Here is a 19,888-nt window from a genome sequence, read left to right as displayed (position 1 = left end):
GGGGAATATAAAATGATTTTAGACAAAATTATAGTAAAAGGTGCAAGAGAACACAATCTAAAAAATGTTGATATTGAGCTGCCAAAAAATAAATTGATAGTTTTCACTGGACTATCAGGTAGTGGGAAATCATCACTGGCTTTTAATACAATTTATGCTGAAGGAGAAAGAAGATACATTGAATCACTTTCTTCATTTTCACGTCAATTTTTAAAATCAGTAGAAAAACCAGATGTTGATGATATTGAAGGATTAAGTCCAGCAATTTCAATTGATCAAAAAACCACAAGTCATAACCCTAGATCAACTGTGGGAACCACTACAGAAATTCACGATCACTTACGTTTAATGTATGCAAATGTCGGGACTCCATTTTGTATAAATGGGCATGGTGCCATTACTAGTTCTTCACTAAAAGAAATTATTAATGCAATTAAAAGAGAAACCCCTGAAGATGAACAAATTTATATTTTAGCACCAGTTGTGCGAGATAAAAAAGGAACTTTTAAAGATTTATTTATCAAATTAAAAAAAGAAGGTTTTATTAGAGTTCAAATTGATGGACAATTGCGAAGTCTTGAAGAAGATATTGATTTAGAACAAAATAAACGCCACAACATTGAAATTGTAGTTGACCGTCTAGTTTACAAAGCAGAAGATGAAGAACTGCAATCAAGAATTTATTCAGCTATTGAAGTTGGATTAACCTACTCAAATGGGTTAATTTTGGTTTTTTATCCAAATAATGATGCAGCATCAAAACTATATTCAACTAAATATTCATGTAGTAAATGTGGTTTTATAATTCCAAACTTAGAACCAAACTTATTTTCGTTTAATAAGAAATCAGGAGCTTGTGAAATATGTTCAGGACTTGGAGTTAATTTAGAAGCAGATCCAAGCTTAATTATTCCAGACTTAAATCTTTCAATTCGTCAAGGTGGAGTAATATATTATAAAAATTTAGTAGATACTCAAAACATTGAATGACAAAAATTTGAAATTTTATGTAACTATTACAGAATTGATTTAAGTAAACCTCTAAGTGATTTAAATGATCATCAAATTGACATGTTGTTATGAGGTAGTGATGAGAAAATTGAGGTAAAAATTGAAACTTCTGGGGGAAATACAATTCGTTCAAGTGACTATCTTGAAGGAGTTGGCAGCATTATTGAGCGACGTTTTGTTGAAACTAAATCTGAAGAAGCTCGTAAATATTATGGTAAATATATGGCTTCAAAAGTTTGTAAAACTTGTCAAGGTCGTCGTTTAAATGAAACAGCTCTTTGTGTCAAAATAAATGATAAAAATATTGCAGAGTTTGTTGAGATGACTATTGAAGAAAATTTACAATTTTTGTTATCTTTACAATTAACTGAGCAACAAACAAAGATTGCCGCCCTTGTTTTAAACCAATTACTTTCAAGAATTAGTTTTTTAAATGAAGTTGGTTTAAATTATTTAACTTTATCAAGAAGTGCCACCACTTTATCAGGTGGGGAAGCTCAAAGAATCCGTCTTGCCAAACAACTTGGTTCAAAATTATCAGGAGTACTTTATGTACTTGATGAACCATCAATTGGTTTACACCAAAGAGATAATGATAAGTTAATTCATACTTTAAAAAAACTAAGAGATTTAGGTAATACCTTAATTGTGGTTGAGCATGATGAAGATACTATGAAAGAAGCAGATTGAATTGTGGATATTGGTCCAGGAGCTGGATTAAATGGTGGAGAAATAGTGGCACAAGGGAACTTTGACCAAATTTGTGCAGCTCCAAACTCACTAACTGGACAATACCTTTCAAAAAAATTACAAATTCCTGTTCCTAAAAAGAGACGTGGAGGTAATGGTTTAAAGCTTGAAATTGTTGGAGCTGCAGAAAATAATTTAAAAAACATTGATGTCACAATTCCTTTAGGTAAATTTGTGACAATTACAGGAGTTAGTGGTAGTGGTAAGTCAACTTTGGTTGAAGAAATAGTTTACAAAGGTTTGAGAAAATTAATTAATGGTGAGTTAATTAAACCTGGAAAATTTAAAAAAATTAAAGGTTATGAAAATATTGATAAAATTATTTATATTTCTCAAGACCCCATTGGGAAAACTCCACGATCAAATCCTGCAACTTACACATCAGTTTTTGATGACATAAGAGATCTATTTGCTGAAACCACTGAAGCTAAAATTCGTGGTTATAAAAAAGGGAGATTTAGTTTTAATGTTACTGGAGGTCGTTGTGATGCCTGTCAAGGAGATGGATTAGTTAGAGTTGACATGCAATTCTTGGGATTTGTTGAAGTGGTTTGTGAAGTTTGTGAAGGTAAACGTTACAATGATGAAACTTTGCAAGTTAAATTTAAATCAAAAAACATTTGAGATGTTTTAAATATGACAGTTGATGAAGCAGGTCAATTCTTTGAAAATGTACCTAAAATAAAAGAAAAGTTAGACACAATCATTTCAGTAGGTTTAGGTTATATTAAGTTGGGGCAAAATGCCACCACTTTATCAGGTGGAGAAGCCCAAAGGGTAAAACTGTCAACCTTCTTGCTGAAAAGATCAACTGGTAAAACTTTATTTTTACTTGATGAGCCAACAACTGGTTTACATGTTGATGATGTAAAACGTTTAATTGAAGTATTAAATATTTTAGTAGATCAGGGTAATACAGTTCTAACGATTGAACACAACCTTGATTTCATTAAGGTTTCAGATTATTTAATTGATTTAGGTCCAGAAGGTGGAATGGGTGGAGGCCAAATTATGGCTACAGGTACACCTGAACAAGTTGCTACAAGTCAAACTAGCTTTACAGCAAAATATTTGAGAGCAATTTTAAATGATTAGTGTAAAAGATAATTTCATTCCATCTTCTGTTTTGTTTAAAAAAAATTATAATCTTAAAAAATTGTTAGCAAAACTTAATGACCCACAAAATAATTTTCAAGTGATAAATGTTGTTGGTACCAATGGAAAGGGTTCAACAGCCACTTTTATTTATCAAAATTTAGTTGAACATCAATTTAAGGTGGGGTTCTTTTTCTCCCCAGCATTTTTATATCAAAATGAACGCATTCAAGTTAATGGTACAATGATTAGTGATGCTGATTTAGTGGGTTTAATGGAAGAATATCAAGAATTAATTAAAGAATATGAATTAACTTTTTTTGAAATTTGAACTTTTTTAGCTATTGTCTATTTTAATAGATGCAATATCAAAATTGCAATTGTTGAAGCAGGGATTGGCGGAGTGCTTGACAGCACAGATTGCTTTGCAAACCAAATTGCAGTTTGTTTAACATCAATTGGTTTTGACCATGAAGAAATTTTGGGTAAAAATATTGAAAGCATTATTGCTAATAAGATTAAAATCGTAAAAGCAAATTCAAAAATATTTACCTCAACAAACAACCAAAAGTATGATATTCTCTTAAAGAAGTTTACAAATAATGAAATTGTTTACTGCCCAGATTATGTTCCTGAAAGTTCATATCAAAAATACAACAAGGCTATTGCTCAAGAGGTTTTAAAAATATTTGGGATAGAATTTAATCAGCAAACAAAACCACCATTAGGGAGAATGACTCAATTAAGATCTAATCCGGCTTTTATAATTGATGGTTGTCACAATCTCAATGGAGCACAAGAATTGATTAATTCCTTGCCAAACATTCATGATTTTACAATTTTATTTGCTTCTAGTACTGGTAAAGAACAAAGTGAAATGGTTAAACTTCTAAAAAATAGTTGTAAAGATTTTTTTGTAACTACCTTTACTCATCCAAAAGCTTGGGATTTAAGCCTAGTTAATGAAGTTAACAAGGTTGAGAACTGAGAAGAGTTTTTACAAGAAAATTTCAAAAAAAATCTTTTAATTTGTGGGAGTTTATATTTTGTCCCCTTAGTATATGAGTGGTTTGGAGGAAAGAAATAATGATTTATTTAATAACCAATATTGTCGCAGCAATTTTAATTGTTTGTGTTTTTGTAATAGCTTTAGCAATGGAGGACTTTACCTTTAAAAAGATTACCATTAGACACATTACAGTAATCTCTTTATTTGCAGCGGTCAGTGTAATTTTGACCAATCTTATTAGTTATTCAATTCCAATTTTTGGAAATATTCGTTTAGCATTAGGAGATTGAATTATTTTCTTATTAGGAATGATTTTTGGTCCATTATGTGGGGTAATCTCTGCAATTTCAATTGATGCAATGGGGAATTTTATCCCAAATGCCTTTGGTTTTCATGCTGGGTATATGCTAAATAAAGTAATTTTAGGTTTCTTTGGTGCTTTAGTATTCTTTTCAAATAGCAAAAACCGAGTTTTTTTAAAAATTCTAGTTTTGTATGCTCTTCCTTTCACATTCCAAAGTCTTTTGTTTAATCAAATTTGAATGATGTCATATGTAGGTAATGCAGCCTGGTTAGATCTAATTGTTAAATTAATTAAGTTACCAATTGCATTACCAATTTATGTAACTTTAACATATTCTGCATATAAAGCAGTTTTACCATTATTAAAAATGTGACCTGAAGAAATGGTGTGGTGTTTGACTACAAAAAGAAAAAACCACTTTCAAGATGTTCAGTCAATCTAATGTGGTGGTTTAACCTTGAAACTCACTTTTAAAAAGTGAGTTTTTTTGTTTATATTACAAAATTAATTAATGTCAAAATGGAGTGGGAGCCTATATAAAACTTTTATGTGTAAAGCCCTATTTTAGGTGTAAAATAAGAGTGATTGTGTTGGGAATTTTTTTTATTTTTCCCAAACACCGTCGGGAGGGAAATGAATGAGAAAAATATTAAGTATTTTAGGTATAGTGGGTCTTGTTGCAGGTACAAGTTCTACTGTACTTGCGTGTGGCCCTAAAAAACCTATAGTTGAGGGTGAGGATGAAAGTATACATGAACTAATAACAGAATTTAATGCAGAAATTGCCCGTGTAGTTACTGAACACTTTACTTCACGTTCTGAAAAATTTAATTTTAAAGCTGAAGCAAATTCAGCTGACATATTTTCAAGGGACTCATTAGAGAAAAATGGGGTTAATAGGTCTAATACTGAAGCTACAGAACAACCCCCAATTGGAGCAGCTGAACTTGAAAAAATTACAACTAAGTTAAAAGGAATTTTAGAAACTGAAGTATTGACAAGTTCAATCAATAAAATTTCAACTGATTCAAACAAATTTGATGTTCTGACAAATAATGAGTCAATAGTTTCAGAAATTGGATTTGATGAAAATTCTATTAAAGTAAACTACATTATTGAAGAATTAGGAGCTTCAGGTGAAGACAGTAAAAGTGTATTTTTAGCAGACGTAAGAACAAATGTCAAAATCTCTTACAAACACAAGGGTAGTAATGGTGGGCAAGTATCAAAAGATATTAAACCTGGTTTAAGTTTGGTAATTTCTGATTCTGCAGAAATTATTAAGCATCTTGCTGATGTTTACAAAAAAGTTCAAGAAAGTTATAAAAATATAGCTAAGCCAACATTGACCTGATGAAAACATGAGGACTTGTATGCTGGAACTGATGAAAAATCTAAAATGTTTGAAATGTATTACGATATTACTAGAACTGGAAAATTGCAAAGACATTACCAAGGAAGTTCTGAATTTAAGACAAGTTTGGACTCAATTTTAAAAGAATCTGTGGGTCCATTTAGACAGTCAGAATTTGATTTGAAAGATGTTGAAGTTTTAAGTGAAACTCTTGGTTCAAAAGTGAGTACATCAGATAGACTAGTGAAAACATATGAAAATAATGATGCTAGTGGAGTTAACCCTTTGCACCAACCTCTTTTTTCAAAGTTAGAAACTAATGGTGCAAGTTACCATTTTGATGGTAAACCAGGAACCAAGGTTAATGACAGTGTTTACAGTTTATTAAATGACCAAGCAAAAACAGAAATCAACAATTATCAAACTGATCTTAAAACTTATTATCAAACCTTGGATGATTCAGAAAAACTAGCTATGAATGACTTGTTTGAAAGAGACAATTTCATGAATGGTAGTGTGGCACTACAAAACATTGTGCTTAAAGTAACTGATGATTATCAAGTTCAACTAAATACCATTAATATGGAATGAGTTTTAGCAGTATCAGGTGAAAAATTTAATAAAGATCAACAATTGCATGAAACTGCACTTGGATCTGCAATCTACTTTAATACAATTAAAGGGATTAAATCATTTCATAAGGCCTGAGGAGTAATACCCTCAACATATGTAGTTCCAAATCTTCCAGATTTAGGTAATCCAAAAGTCTTTTTAACAGCAACTGGTGATGATGGGACAGGTATTAATCCTTGAGATAGTTTTGGTGGTGTATATTATTGTAAAACACCAACTGAAATCAATAGTTTCAACCAAATACTCTCATTGCAAACTGATAAGTTATCTACTAAAAGACATCTTTTGCTTAATAGTGGTTCTCAAGGAACCTTTGTATTACAAATGTTAGAAGTCGGTACTGATGGAACAGTCTACTTTGATCCACAAAGTGATTCATCTCAAGTGTTTTCCAAATCAGCTAGTAGTGCTCTTGGGTAAATAATAAAGTCTGGTGGATGAACTAGAATTGAGAAAAGGGCAGCAATGAATTTAAAATTGAATTTTATTGATGTAACTTTTATTTTAGAGTATTCAATGGATAAAAATAGAGAGCAAACAGTTGAAAGAAATCCTATTATGAAAGATACTGCAAAATAAAGCAAAAATTTAAGCTCACCCCACCAATTTGGTGGGGTTTTTAAATCACTAAATGGCAAATTCTATCTGCTTTTTTGAAATAGATAGTAGTTATTTTTACAATATTTAAGTTATAATACATTTAGTAGGGGGATAGTGGTTTGAAAAAGTTAACTTTAAATAAAATAGTAAGTACCTTAAATCTTGAAATAATTAGTGGTGCTGACAAAATGGATCAACAAATAGACACTTATGGTTTAAATAGGGCTGGTTTAGAATTAACAGGTTATTTTGAAAAAGGTGAAAAATCCCATCGATTAATTTTAATGTCAACAAAGGAACTAAATTACATAATGCAATTTAATGAACAAGAAAGAAGAGCTCGTTATGAGCAGTTACTTTCAAAAAAATTCCCAGGAATTTTATTAACAACAAAATTTACAGATGAACTTTTCTTTAAAATTGCCAAAGAAAAAAACTTCCCAGTAGTTTTGGGTGGGGATTCAACAGCAATCCTTTCAAAGGCTATTTTAGATATTTTAGATGATTTTTTATCACCTCAAACTGAAATGCATGCCTCATTAATTAATGTTTTTGGTAAAGGTGTAATTTTTATTGGGGAATCAGGAATTGGTAAATCAGAGCTAGCAATGGAATTGGTTAAATCTAACCACTTGTTTGTTGGTGATGACCGTATTGTTATTACCAAAAAGAATGGTAGTTTATTTGGTAGAAGTCATGTAATTTTAAAAAACTTAGTTGAGGTTAGGGGTATTGGTATTATTGATGTTGCTAAAACTAATGGTTATAAAGTAATTATGGATGAGTCACCAATTGACTTAGTAATTGAGTTATCTATTTTCAAAAAAGATGGTGTTGATGATTCAGAGCGTTTAGGTAAATCATTTCAAACTTACCGCATTTTAGATCAAAACATCCCTTATATAAAAATTCCAGTTTCATCTGGACGTAATATTCAAAATATCATTGAAGTGGCTGTTTCAAAACTAAAAATCTCTCAAAGTGGTTTATATAAAGATGATGCAGATTTATTAACTGAAAGGCTGCAACAATTTCGAGATGAAAACTAATATTTTAACAAACAATCCTTATTGAGATCAGTGAATTAATACTGGGAATGGTGAAACCCTTTCTTTTCTATATGGAGTTTTAGCAATTGCAGGAATTTTAACAACCATTGCTGCAGCTGCTACAACTTTTGCTATCAAAAAAGTACCTATGAGAGAATTTATGCACTCAATTTATATTATGATTCCAGCTGCCTTAGTTGGAGGCTCATTATTTGGTAAATTGGGAACAAATATTGTCTGGTATCGGGTTTTTTTCTTTTGAGAACCTGGTTTAAGTATTTTTGCCTCACTCTTATTTGGTAGTTTTGCTGGTTACTTATGATTTTCACGAGTAAAATATCGTCATAACATTTCAATTTGAGTTTATGCAGATGCTATTATTCCACACATGTTTTTGGGACAAGCAATTGGGAGATGAGGTAACTTGTTTAACCATGAACTTTTGGGAAAACCAATTGATATTGAAAAATACCAATGGTTGCCAAATTTTATTTGGCAAAGACTCTTTTACTTTTATGATTCTGCATCAGGAGCACCTGTTGATGCACTAGTTTATCGTCAACCTTTATTTTTATATGAGTCTTTTGCTACACTAACAGCCTGAATTATCATAGTTTTTTTAGTACCATTATTGTTTAAATTAATTAGCAAAAAACCTTGAAAACTTGACCCTCTGGCTTTTCCAACAAGAGCAAAACCATTACCAATAGATGCTATTAAGGTGTTGCCAAATTATTTTGAAGTAATTTATAATCGTAAAAAAACTACAAAACAAAGTGATATGATTAATAAAGAATTACTTTTTTTAAGCAAAAGTAATATATGAAAAAAAGCATATTATGCTTATGAAGTTGATGAGACAGTGGCTCAACAGTTTCAACAAGAAATTAATCAACATAGAGAAAATCGATTAAAGGCCTTAAAAAGGTATAATGATGGTAAAGCTAAGTTGGTTGAAAGTATTGCTACCAAACAAGATAAAGTTACAAAACAAAAATTAAACAAAACAGAATTTAAAAAATTTAAAAATATAGCAAAAAGTGAATTTAAAAGAAATTTTGCAACTGAAAAAAGGGATAAATCTTTGTGAAGAAATCTCTGGACAACTGATTCAAGTAAATTGACCCAAGCTAACAATCCATATCAATTAACTATTTTAAGGATTGGAGCAAAAACAGGACTTTATGTCACAATTTATGGAATTATTCGATCAGTGTTAGATAGTTTTAGAACACCATTTGAATTACCACTAAAAAATGCCCCAATTAGCAATCATGTGGTTTTAGGATTGGCCATTATTTTAGGATTATTATTGTTTAGTTTTGCACAATTTATTGCACCAAATAAATGAAGAGAGGAAAGATGATTGTATGAAAAATCTTATTAATGTAGAAACGGACTTTGATGTTGTTATTGCAGGAGCAGGTCCTGCAGGATTAAGTGCTGGTATTTATATTGGAAGATCAGGCTTAAATGTCTTGATTTTAGAAAAAACTGTTGTTGGTGGTAAGGTTATCTATACTTATGAAATTGAAAATTACCCTGGTTTTAAAAAAGTTGATGGATTTACTTTGGCAAAAAGCTTTGAAGAACAAGCATTGGCATTGGGAGCTAAAATTGAATATTCAGGTTTAAAAAGTTTTGAAAAAACTGACATTTTTAACATTACTCTTGAAAATGGTAGAGTTATCACCAGCAAAGTCTTAATCTTAGCTACAGGTACTAAAGAAAATCATTTAGGAGTTCCTGGTGAAAAAGAATATTATGGTAAAGGGGTGTCATATTGTGCAACTTGTGATGGACCTGGTCCTAGATTTAAAGATAAACCAATAGTTGTTGTTGGGGGTGGGTACTCTGCTATTGAAGAAGGAAATTACTTAACTCGTTTTGGGTCAGTAGTACACATTGTTCATCGTCGTAAACAGTTTAGAGTTGATACAAAATCACTTAAAAAAGCTGAAGAAAACCCAAAAATAGTGTTCCATTATGATAGTGTTGTTGAAGAAATTACTGGTACTGCAAATGAAGGAGTAACTGGGGTTAGAATTAAAAATGTTTTAACTAATGAAGTTTCAGAAATCAAAGCAGTTGGAGTTTTCCCATTTATTGGGCAAAACCCTGTTGTAGATTACATTACAGACACTAATTTATTGAACCAAGACAAGCAAATTGTGGCAGATATTAACATGCAAACAAGCATTGAAGGTCTTTTCACTGCAGGGGATGTCCGCAACACTCCTTTTAGACAAATAGCTACAGCTGTTGCAGATGGTGCATTAGCAGGACAAAATGCAGTTCGTTATATTGAAAACCTTGATTAAATCAAGGTTTTTATTTTAAAAACACAAAAAATCATTGACAAATTCTAAGGTTTAGTAGTTTTTTTATGTTAAACTTAATAAGTTAGGAGTGATAGCAATGGAAACATGAGATGATAATAGCTTTATTACTGTTGAAAGTTTAAGGACAGTTAGTTCTGATTATGGTGGATTTCATGTCTATGCATTTACAATGACAATGGGGGTAATTATTGCCATTTTATTTGCAGCTTATCAATTTAAGAGAAAAGGACTCAAAATTGAAAGACTAATGATGGGAGCAGTTGGAGCAGTTCCGGCCGGACTATTTGGTGGTTCATTTTTTGGAAAACTAGGTTCTTCAAATTCATTTTGAAGTTTATTTGCTTTTTGAGAAGCTGGTATGTCAATTCATGGAGCAATTTTATTTGGAGCAGGGTTTGGAATCCTAGTGTTCTACCTTATGGGGAGAAGAGAGAGAGTCTCAATTTGAGTCTATATGGACTGTATCCTTCCTCAAATTTTAGTTAGTCAAGCCGTTGGTCGTTGAGGAAACTTCTTCAATCATGAAATTTTTGGAAAACCAGCTGGTTTATACAACGAAGGAGCCTTATCTTGATTGCCAGGATTTATTAGAGATAATATGACAAAAGCATTTGTGGGTAAAGATGGAACAGAAATTAATGGAATCTCATTAGTTAGTGGAGAATGGTATGTAATGCAACCAATTTTCTTATATGAATCAATTAGTTTTGTGATTCTTTGAGCGTTAATAGTGTTTTTAATTCCAGCAATTAAATACATGACAAAAAACACACCTTGAAGAAATGATCCTTTGTCATTTCCAGTGAAAGCAACAGCAATTCCATTAGATAAAATTGTGAAAAGTGAAAAATTTGAACCAAAAAAATATAATGTAATTGCAAAATCAAATAAAGATGGAGTAACTAAAGAAGAGTTATTTTATATGAAAAAAACTGATATCTGACAAAAAGCCTATTATAAAAATACTGATTTAGAAGCAGTCGCAGAATATCAAGATAAAATTGATGAAATTAATAACAAACTACCAGAGATAGATGAAAATATCTGGGCTAAAATAAAAAGTATATCAACTATAACAAAATCTCAATGACAAAAAGGGAAAGTTTTAGTTAATACTAATAACCCAAATAATTATCATGTGGTTAAAGCTGGAGTTGAAGCAGGAATGTATTTCTTTGCTTGAAACCTAGTTAGAATGATTATTGAAATTGAAAGACCAATCAATAACTTATTTATTAAAGATCATCATTTACTTTCAGTCTTATTAGTGGCAATGACTGCCCTATTTGGGATAGTTTTAGCAGTTATTGCTCAATTTGTTGCACCATATCTATTTAGAAAACCTGGATTCATTTTTGAAAAACAATACTTTTATACAGAAGATGCAGCTAAAGCAGCTGCTGGAACTAAAGTTGTTAAAAGTGAAGACAACAATGAAAAAATTAGCAAAATTAAGCTAAAAGAACAAAAAGCAAAAGAGAAATTAGATAAAACTTTAAAAAAAGATAAGTAAATTAAGGAGTAGCAGTTCATGTCGTTTGCCAAGGAAGTCAAAGAAGAAATAGTTGCCCATACTTTTTCCCCAGAACAAGCATTAATGTTTATTTCTGGATTTATTAAGCATAATGGCGAATTAATTTACACAAACAATGGATTTCAACTGGTTTTAACTTCAACATCAAATGCCATTATCAGAAACATCTTTATGCTACTTAAAAGTGTCTACAATGGTAAAATTGAAATCTCCATTCTACAAACTCAGATGATAACTCGTAAAAAGATTTTTCAACTAACATTGGTTGATAATATAAAAGAGTTTCTTATTAAAAATTCCTTATATGATTTCGAAAATAGTGATAAAATAATAGAGGTAATAATTAATAATGAAGATATAAATAAGAGTTTGATTAGAGCATATATTTCGGGGGTATTTGTTGCATCAGGGAGTGTTAACTCTCCAGAAACTAGTAATTACCACCTAGAATTTCAATTTAAAGATTTACACTCTGCAGAGTACATCTGTAGAATATTAAATGATTTTGAATTTAACTTTAAAGTAATTGCAAAAAAAAGCAAATACGTTTGTTATGTGAAGAAATCGACACATGTGTCGGACTTCTTAAAATTCGTAGATGCGGGAAAATCTGCAATGAAATTTGAAAATATTAGAATCAGCAGGGATTTAGCAAATAGTATCAACCGGGTTGGAAACATTGACATTTACAACCAACAAAAAACCTCATCAACAGGTCTAAAACAAGTACAACAGATAACATTAATAAAGAACAAGCACTTATTGGGGGAATTATCTGTTAAAGCACAAGTTTTAGCAAATTTACGTTTACAAAACCCTACAGCTTCATATTCAGATTTAGAAGTAAAGATGAATGAAGAAGGGGTTAACATCACAAAGTCGGGAGTTAGTAATTTATTTAAGATTATAACCAAAATAGCAGAAAGCATTGGTGAATAAATATGAAGAAAGATTTAATTGAATTATTTAGCTCAAACATGAAATATATCAGACTTAAAAGCGGTTTAACACAAGAAGAATTAAGCTTTAAAGTTGGTCTACACAGAAATTACATTTCTGACACCGAGAGAGGTAGAAGAAACATTTCATTAAAAGCTGTTGAAAAAATCGCTGAGGGACTTGGAGTACCTGTAGTCGAATTATTTTCACAAAAATAGTTCTTAAAGTGGTCTGGACAATAAGACCCAACTAAGAAAAAGGTGGTAATTATTTACCACCTTTTATTTTTTTCAAATTAATTATGCATTAATAAACAATTACATTAACTAAGCGATCAATTATAGGATCATTCACAAGATCATAGTAGTTTTTGGTTAAGATATAAACTTTAAAACTTTTTTGCTTTAAAATCTTGTAGATATCTAAATCACTATGAAAATCACGATTTAAGATTAAGACCTTTTTAGTGCGGTCAATTTTTTTGTAATAGTTATTTCTAAAAAAGAGCTTTGAAATATTAATAGTCCCACTAATGTGGTTCTCTTGATAACTTAATTCATTTCTTAAATCAATAACTTGTCAATTACTGCTATTTAAGCACTTTAAAAATTTCTTCTCAGGTTTGGTCTTGTACTTTTTTTTAAAAGCATCACTTTTGAAGATTTTTGCTAAAAATTTAAAGACTACATCAAGTCATTGCATTAATAATCACCTAGATTTGATTATAAACTAAATTAGGGGTATTACAAGATACCTAAAACTTGTAAAAATATTTTTTTCCTAAACATTTTTAGGTAAAGTCTTGATACAATTAGATAGTATTAACCAATAACAACCCAAGAATGAAAATTGTTACTTGTATCAAAAACTCAATTTTCATTAGTAACATAATATTTCACATTTAATTTTTAAAAGACCCAAAACCAGGAATTAACCTATCAAATTTAGTTTCTTGGAAATGATAGATATTTTCTAGAAAAAACTAAATAATTATAGTATGATTATAAGGAAATGGAGGCGAAGGTATGTTTAACTTTTTAGCAAGTACAGCAGAAATTAAATCAGCAAATTACATAATTTTTGCATTTGAAATTGTAGCCTTAGTAGTTTCATTGTTGATGATTACAGTGGGTATGATTCAAAATAAAACCTCTCAAACAGGATTAAGTGCATTAAATGGTGGAAATGATGAATTGTTTTCTAATTCAAAAGAAAGAGGAAGCGACAAAACATTGTCAATGTGAATGTTAGGTTTAGGGATCGCTATGTTTATCATTACAATTGTTATTGGTATAATTACAAACGTTGTTATCAGTGCTAGTTAATAGCGTTTTTTTATTAGAAGGATATGTAGTGATCATATGAAGAATTTAATTTTAGAAAAAATTAGTAACAATACACCAATGCAGTTGAATACTTTAATAACAAAATTTAACTTTGACAAAGACCAAGTCACAAATGCTTTGAGAGAATTGCATGATGAACGCATTGTGGCATGAACCAAAGACAATTATATTTTCAAAATTGGTGAAGAATTTCACCTAGGAACCATTCGTATTAATGATAAAGGGTTTGGATTTATTAAGGATTTAAGACTCCCAGAAAATGACTATTTTGTACCCCCAACTTCTTTAAATGGCAGTTTGACAACTGATGAAGTTATTTTTAAGATCGAAAAAGAACAAGATGGAAGAGAAAAAGCTGAAGTCATTAAAGTTGCCAACCGTACAAAAACATCATTAATTGGTGAAATTCAACCCAGCTATGATGGGCGATTTTTAGATTTCATCTCCAATGAGCCAGGATTTAAAAATTACCGCATAGTTATGGTTAATTCAAGAGACTTTGGTGTCAAAAAAGACATGATTGTAAAGCTGAGAATTCTTGAGGTTCGAGATAAGAAACTATTTACAAGAATTCAAAAAGTAATTGGTGATGCCAATAAGGCAGTTGACCGAATTTATTCAATTGCTTATGAATTTAATATTAATCCAGATTTCAATGATTTAACAATTAGTGAAGCCAATGAAGTGGCTCAACCAATTGACTACAATGACCAGTTAGTGACTCGTCGTAAAAAAATTATCAAAGACTTAAATTTAGTGACAATTGATGGATCAGATTCAAAAGATTTAGATGATGCAATTTACGTTGAGCGCACCAAAAATGGTTATAAACTTCTTGTAGCAATTGCAGATGTTAGCTATTATGTTCGTCCATTAAGTTCTTTAGATAATACAGCTCTATTCAGGGGTAACTCAGTTTATTTGGTAAACAAGGTAATTCCAATGTTACCAGAAAAGTTATCTAATGGAGTTTGTAGTTTAAACCCAAATGAGGACAAATTATGTCTAGTGGCAGAAATGGAATTTGATAAAGATGGAGTTATGGTGAATAGCCGAGTTTATGAATCAATTATGAACTCAAAAGCTCGTTTAACTTATAGTGAAGTTAATGAACTATTTGCCTCAAACCAATCAACTAGACAACCTGAAATTATTGAAATGTTATTAGTTGCCAAAGAGTTGCATGAATTAATTGACATGGAAAGAAGTAGTAGAGGTTCAATAGATTTTGATATTCCAGAACCAAAAATTATTTTAGATAGTGAAAGTAATGTCATTGATATTTTGCAAAGAGAACGTGGAACTAGTGAAAAACTAATTGAAAACTTTATGGTTAGTGCCAATGAGTGTGTGGCAAGCATAGTTTTTGAAAAAGAACTACCATTTTTGTATAGAGATCATGGTGAACCAAAAGAAGAAAACCTCCTAGAATGACACCAAATTTTAAGAGCTTTAGGTATTAATGTAAAATTAACTGAACTTGATAAAATTAATCCAAAAACAATCAAAAATGCCTTAGAACAAATTGACAAACAAGTTGCAGACAAGACTGAAAGAGATGTTATTAATGTGACCTTGTTAAAATTTATGGAAAAGGCCAGGTATGACTTAGAAAACATTGGCCATTTTGGATTAGCTAGTGAGTGTTACACTCATTTTACAAGTCCAATTCGTCGATATAGTGATCTAATTGTGCACCGTTACTTAAAGCAATATCTAATTGATAAAGATTTGCGACCATTTCGTTTAGAACAAAATGCTAAGTTTATTCAAAAAGCCTGTACAATAATTAATGATACTGAAAAAAATGCAGTCAATGCTGAACGCGAAGTTAATAAAGTTTGTATGGCAGAATATATGACAAAATATATTGGAGTTGAGTTTGAAGGAATAGTGGCTGCAGTTTTAAAATTTGGTCTTTTTGTCCAACTAGATAATTGTGTGGAAGGTTTAATTCACATTAGTGAATTACCAGATTTTGTCTTTGATGAAAAAATGAATATCATGGTGGATAAACAAAACCGAGTGTTTAGATTGGGTCAAAAAGTCAAGATTAAAGTTAAAAATGCTGATATGAAGAAAAGAGTAATTGACTTTGTTTTAGCATAAAGAATTTTGAGGTGAACTTAATGGGTGAACATGTAATTGTTAAAAATAAAAAAGCGTTTTTTGACTATGAAATTTTAGCAACCTGAGAAGCTGGGATTGTTTTAACTGGTCCTGAAATCAAGTCGATTAGAGCTAAAGAAGTAGCCATTAATGAATCTTTTATTTTAATTCGTCGGGGACAAGTTGAGATTTTGAACATGAATATAAAAAACTATGAATATGCCCACAATATTAAGTTGGATCCCACAAGAAATAGAGTGCTCTTACTGCACAAAGATGAAATTAAAAAAATACTAAAAAGAATTCAATTAGAAAAGTTAACTCTAGTACCTTTAAAATTGTATTTAAAAGGTAATTATGCTAAGCTTGAAATTGGTTTAGCAAAAGGTAAAAAGCTAATTGATAAAAGAGAAACAATTAAGAAAAGAGATGTTGAAAGACGTCTAAACAAAATTAGATAAGTGGTGATTTTATGGACACAAAAGACATAATATATATAGTTAGTGGTAGTGTATTAATTTTAATTGGAGTTATTTTAGCAATTATTAAAATTATTCTCAACAGGCGTGAGATTGTTGACCAAAGAGTTACCCTAAAAGAAGCCCAAGTTGGTGGTTTAACTGGGATTTGATCATTTACCAAGAGACATTTTTTAATGTTTAGTATAGTAGTTTGTTTTGTATTTGGCTTTGCTTGCTTTATGGGGCTTGTAGCTTAATACATTTTTATTTTTTTACGTGTATTACCAAAAAATTTTTAAAAGAATGAATTTTTTCCATTTACGATATAATTAAAATGTACCTTAGTACATAGAAAGTTAAAAGGAAAAATTATGTCAGATAAAGTTTTAAAAACTGAAGGCCAAAAAAAAGTAAAGGCCGAAGGCGTAAAAAATAATGGTTGGGTTACTTTTAGAAACTCAATGTCTGGTATTTTTTCAAAATTAAGCAAGGCATTCTTATTGCCAATTGCTTTACTACCAATTGCCGGTGTTTTCTTAGGGGTTGGGGCAACTATTGCTGCTAACACTGACCAAGGCTCATTTGGTTGATATCTGGGATCTGTTATGAACCAGATGGGTGATGTTTGTTTTGGAAACTTGCCAATTTTATTTGCAATTTCTGTGGCAATTGCCTATACAGAAGATTCTGGAGTTGCTGCAATTACAGCAGTTGTAGGATTCCTAGTTTTAAATGGAATTCAAAGAGGTTTAATTACAACAGATGACTCAGTTACATACAAATTGTTATGATGAAATAGCATACCAGCTGCTTCAATTACACAAAATGTAGGAATTACATCACTAAACACTGGGGTTTTTGCCGCTATCTTTGTTGGAGCAATTTCAGCGATTGTTTACAATAGATTTCACAAAACACAACTACCAGCATTTATTAGTTTCTTCTCAGGAAGTAAATTAGTACCAATTGTTGTATTTGTGGCAGTTATTCCACTTGCATTCATTTTTATGTTTGTGTGACCAGGGATTGCCATTGGATTACAATGATTTGGAGTTAACTCTGGTAAATTACCAGGTGGAGTAGATTCATGAATTTTTGAAATTATTGAACGTTCATTAATTCCATTTGGACTACACCACGTGTTTTATGCACCATTATGATGATCAGAAGCTGGAGGATCAATTTCTGATACATTCTTAGATACATACTTGAATAAAATTGCAGAGAGTGGAGTGATAAATCTTGAAAAATTAAAAGCTGATTTCTCACCATCATTCTTTGCAGCCTTAGGGTTAAGTGATACAGGAACTGCACAACTAAGTGTAGTTCGAAAAGCATTTTATGACACATTTGATTCAAGTAACTTATGGGGAACAATGGGCGACCAAACAATTATGTTTGCAGTTTTAGCCCAAAAAACAGTTAAATTTACTGATATTGCCCAAATGGGTCTAAATTTAGGAAGATTCCAATCAGGAAAATTTGGATTTATGCTACTAGCATTACCTGCAGCAGCAGTTGCAATGTGATTAAATGTACCTAAAGAAAATAGAAAAGCTGTTATGGGAATTTACTTCTCTGCAGCATTCACTTGTTTCTTAACAGGTATTACTGAACCAATAGAGTTTACATTCTTATTCTTAGCTCCATGATTATTCTATGGAGTGCATATGCCATTAGCATCAATTTCATTCTTATTAATGGGATTAATGCAAGTGCATATTACTATGACTGTTTCAGGAGGATTCATTGACTTTATTGTCTTTGGACTAGTTCCTAACCAAATGGGAACAAACTGATACCATGCATTATGAATTGCAGCGTTGATGGCACCATGCTACTTCTTTGCCTTCTACTTTGCTGTTAAATATGGAAAAGTTATGGTTCCAGGAAGAGACACTTCAAGTGGTGAAGCTCAACTATTTAAAAAAGCAGATTTCAAAGCTAAAAAAGGTGGTAAATCTTCAAAATCTGAAGATCAAATTGCTAAAGCTACAAAAATCATTGAATTTTTAGGTGGTGAAGCTAACATTAAAGCTGTTGATTCTTGTGCTTCAAGACTTCGTCTAACAGTGGTTGATTCATCAATAGTAAATAAAGATGGAATCATGTCTCTGGGAGGAGCTACAGGAATTATTGCTAAAGGTGATAGTGTTCATGTAGTATATGGTGGTGAACAAGAAGTTATTAAACCACATATGCGTGAAATCTTGGCAGCTCAAAGAGCAGAAAAGATTCAAAAATAGCAAACAATGCAAAAGCAGGATTTATCCTGCTTTTTTATATTCTTTTAGAGACTAAATTAGGAAAATCTTATTCAGTTAAAAATTAGCAATGACGATACAATAAGGATGAGGAGTGATAAAAATGATAAGTGGTAGAAAAATAGTTTTAATTGGTTGTGGAGCTGTTGGAACAAGTTTTGTTTATTCAGCAATCAACCAGGGAATTGCCCAACATTATGTTTTAATTGATGTAAATGAGGATGTTGCTGAAGGAAATGTAATTGACTTGTCTGATTCTCACTCAGTATTACCTAAACCCTTTAGTTCAATGAAGGTAGGAAATTATCAAGATTGTAGTGATGCAGATGTTGTAGTGATTACAGCAGGAAGACCCCAAAAAACAGGGGAAAGTCGTTTAGATATGATTAAAGATAATGCAAAAATTATGAAAGAAATTGGTCTTCAGGTTAAAGGATCTGGATTTAGTGGTATCACATTAATTGCTTCAAATCCGGTTGATATTTTAATAATGGTTTATCAAAAAGTAACTGGATTTGAACCAAACAAGGTTATTTCATCAGGAACTACACTAGATTCATCAAGATTGAGAAAACTTTTAGGAGAAAAACTTGGAGTTGCTCCAAAGTCAGTTAAAGCTTACCTTTTAGGTGAGCATGGTGATTCATCTGTGGCAATTTGAAGTAGATCTGTTGTGATGGGTAAAACCATTGATGAGTATGTTGAAGAAGGTAAAATTTCAAGAGCAGAACTTGAAAGTGTTCGAGATGAAGCTGCAAACTTGGCTTATGAAATCATTGAGTTAAAAAGAGCTACATATTATGGAATTGGAGCCTGTTTAACTAGAATTGTGGATTCAATTTTAGAGGATTCAAAACTAACTTTAATGGTTGGTGCTTATTTAAATGGTGAGTATGGTCAAAAAGGTATTTACATTAGTGTACCTTGTGTAATTGGTTCTCAGGGAATTGAACAAGTAATTGAATGAAAACTAGAACCAAGTGAACTTGAAGGTATTCAAAAATCATGTGACAAATTAAGACAATTTTACAATGATGCAAAATCAGCATTTGAGTAAAAAAAAGCAGCAATTAATTGCTGTTTTTTTG

General features: G+C 31.0%; 17 protein-coding genes. 16 read left to right on the top strand and 1 reads right to left on the bottom strand.

All coding sequences use genetic code 4. The features are described from left to right. Window positions 1–12: 12 nt before the first annotated feature. The 10 genes from uvrA to SCLAR_RS06655 all read left to right on the top strand — a co-directional run bounded on the left by uvrA (window position 13) and on the right by SCLAR_RS06655 (window position 12,838). Window positions 13–2,856, top strand: a complete 2,844-nt coding sequence (uvrA, locus tag SCLAR_RS06700; protein ID WP_100255144.1) for an excinuclease ABC subunit UvrA — start codon at window positions 13–15, stop codon at window positions 2,854–2,856. Then, the gene (locus SCLAR_RS06695; protein WP_100255143.1) at window positions 2,849–3,943 is read left to right on the top strand and encodes a bifunctional folylpolyglutamate synthase/dihydrofolate synthase; all 1,095 of its coding nucleotides are present in this window, start codon (window positions 2,849–2,851) and stop codon (window positions 3,941–3,943) included. Before uvrA ends, SCLAR_RS06695 begins: the two co-directional genes overlap by 8 nt. Further along, window positions 3,943–4,611 carry a folate family ECF transporter S component gene (locus tag SCLAR_RS06690; protein WP_100255142.1) on the top strand — a complete coding sequence of 223 codons (669 nt, stop codon included), beginning with the start codon at window positions 3,943–3,945 and terminating at the stop codon, window positions 4,609–4,611. The genes SCLAR_RS06695 and SCLAR_RS06690 overlap by 1 nt, the downstream gene beginning before the upstream one ends. 195 nt (window positions 4,612–4,806) lie before the next feature. Then, window positions 4,807–6,576 carry a lipoprotein gene (locus SCLAR_RS06685; protein WP_100255141.1) on the top strand — a complete coding sequence of 590 codons (1,770 nt, stop codon included), beginning with the start codon at window positions 4,807–4,809 and terminating at the stop codon, window positions 6,574–6,576. A 299-nt stretch (window positions 6,577–6,875) separates the two neighbouring features. Beyond that, a complete protein-coding gene (gene hprK / locus SCLAR_RS06680; protein WP_100255140.1) occupies window positions 6,876–7,805 on the top strand; it encodes an HPr(Ser) kinase/phosphatase in 930 nt (309 codons plus the stop codon). Beyond that, window positions 7,795–9,192 (top strand): prolipoprotein diacylglyceryl transferase, encoded by a 1,398-nt coding sequence (locus SCLAR_RS06675; protein ID WP_100255139.1) that lies wholly within the window; start codon window positions 7,795–7,797, stop codon window positions 9,190–9,192. The genes hprK and SCLAR_RS06675 overlap by 11 nt, the downstream gene beginning before the upstream one ends. Next, window positions 9,176–10,126 carry an NAD(P)/FAD-dependent oxidoreductase gene (locus tag SCLAR_RS06670; RefSeq protein ID WP_100255138.1) on the top strand — a complete coding sequence of 317 codons (951 nt, stop codon included), beginning with the start codon at window positions 9,176–9,178 and terminating at the stop codon, window positions 10,124–10,126. Before SCLAR_RS06675 ends, SCLAR_RS06670 begins: the two co-directional genes overlap by 17 nt. Before the next feature lie 97 nt (window positions 10,127–10,223). Continuing rightward, window positions 10,224–11,660, top strand: a complete 1,437-nt coding sequence (locus tag SCLAR_RS06665; protein WP_100255137.1) for a prolipoprotein diacylglyceryl transferase — start codon at window positions 10,224–10,226, stop codon at window positions 11,658–11,660. 18 nt (window positions 11,661–11,678) lie between these two features. Further along, window positions 11,679–12,620: a DNA-binding protein WhiA gene (gene whiA / locus SCLAR_RS06660; protein WP_100255136.1), complete on the top strand. Its 942-nt coding sequence runs from the start codon at window positions 11,679–11,681 to the stop codon at window positions 12,618–12,620. 2 nt (window positions 12,621–12,622) lie between these two features. Continuing rightward, entirely contained in the window at window positions 12,623–12,838 is a 216-nt protein-coding gene (locus tag SCLAR_RS06655) for a helix-turn-helix domain-containing protein (RefSeq protein ID WP_100255135.1), read from the top strand. Window positions 12,839–12,926: 88 nt separating this feature from the next. Here the strand turns inward: SCLAR_RS06655 and SCLAR_RS06650 are convergent, their stop codons facing one another. Continuing rightward, on the bottom strand, window positions 12,927–13,322 hold the full coding sequence (locus SCLAR_RS06650; RefSeq protein ID WP_100255134.1) for a rhodanese-like domain-containing protein: 396 nt from the start codon (window positions 13,320–13,322) through the stop codon (window positions 12,927–12,929). A 323-nt stretch (window positions 13,323–13,645) separates the two neighbouring features. Between SCLAR_RS06650 and secG the strand changes: the two genes are divergently transcribed. The 6 genes from secG (at window position 13,646) to SCLAR_RS06620 (ending at window position 19,857) form a co-directional block, all read left to right on the top strand. Beyond that, on the top strand, window positions 13,646–13,945 hold the full coding sequence (gene secG, locus SCLAR_RS06645) for a preprotein translocase subunit SecG (protein WP_100255133.1): 300 nt from the start codon (window positions 13,646–13,648) through the stop codon (window positions 13,943–13,945). A 36-nt stretch (window positions 13,946–13,981) separates the two neighbouring features. Further along, a complete protein-coding gene (gene rnr / locus SCLAR_RS06640) occupies window positions 13,982–16,075 on the top strand; it encodes a ribonuclease R (RefSeq protein WP_100255132.1) in 2,094 nt (697 codons plus the stop codon). Between the two features lie 20 nt (window positions 16,076–16,095). Next, on the top strand, window positions 16,096–16,536 hold the full coding sequence (gene smpB, locus SCLAR_RS06635) for an SsrA-binding protein SmpB (RefSeq protein ID WP_100255131.1): 441 nt from the start codon (window positions 16,096–16,098) through the stop codon (window positions 16,534–16,536). Between the two features lie 11 nt (window positions 16,537–16,547). After that, a complete protein-coding gene (locus tag SCLAR_RS06630; protein ID WP_100255130.1) occupies window positions 16,548–16,793 on the top strand; it encodes a hypothetical protein in 246 nt (81 codons plus the stop codon). 114 nt (window positions 16,794–16,907) lie between these two features. Then, the gene (locus SCLAR_RS06625; protein ID WP_244900138.1) at window positions 16,908–18,782 is read left to right on the top strand and encodes a PTS transporter subunit EIIC; all 1,875 of its coding nucleotides are present in this window, start codon (window positions 16,908–16,910) and stop codon (window positions 18,780–18,782) included. Window positions 18,783–18,903: 121 nt separating this feature from the next. Next, the gene (locus tag SCLAR_RS06620) at window positions 18,904–19,857 is read left to right on the top strand and encodes an L-lactate dehydrogenase (RefSeq protein WP_100255129.1); all 954 of its coding nucleotides are present in this window, start codon (window positions 18,904–18,906) and stop codon (window positions 19,855–19,857) included. Window positions 19,858–19,888 lie beyond the last annotated feature (31 nt).

Source organism: Spiroplasma clarkii, assembly GCF_002795265.1.
GTDB lineage: Bacteria > Bacillota_I > Bacilli_A > Mycoplasmatales > Mycoplasmataceae > Spiroplasma_A > Spiroplasma_A clarkii.
Note: the sequence above shows the minus strand (reverse complement) of the source record. Positions and strands in the feature narration are given on the sequence as shown.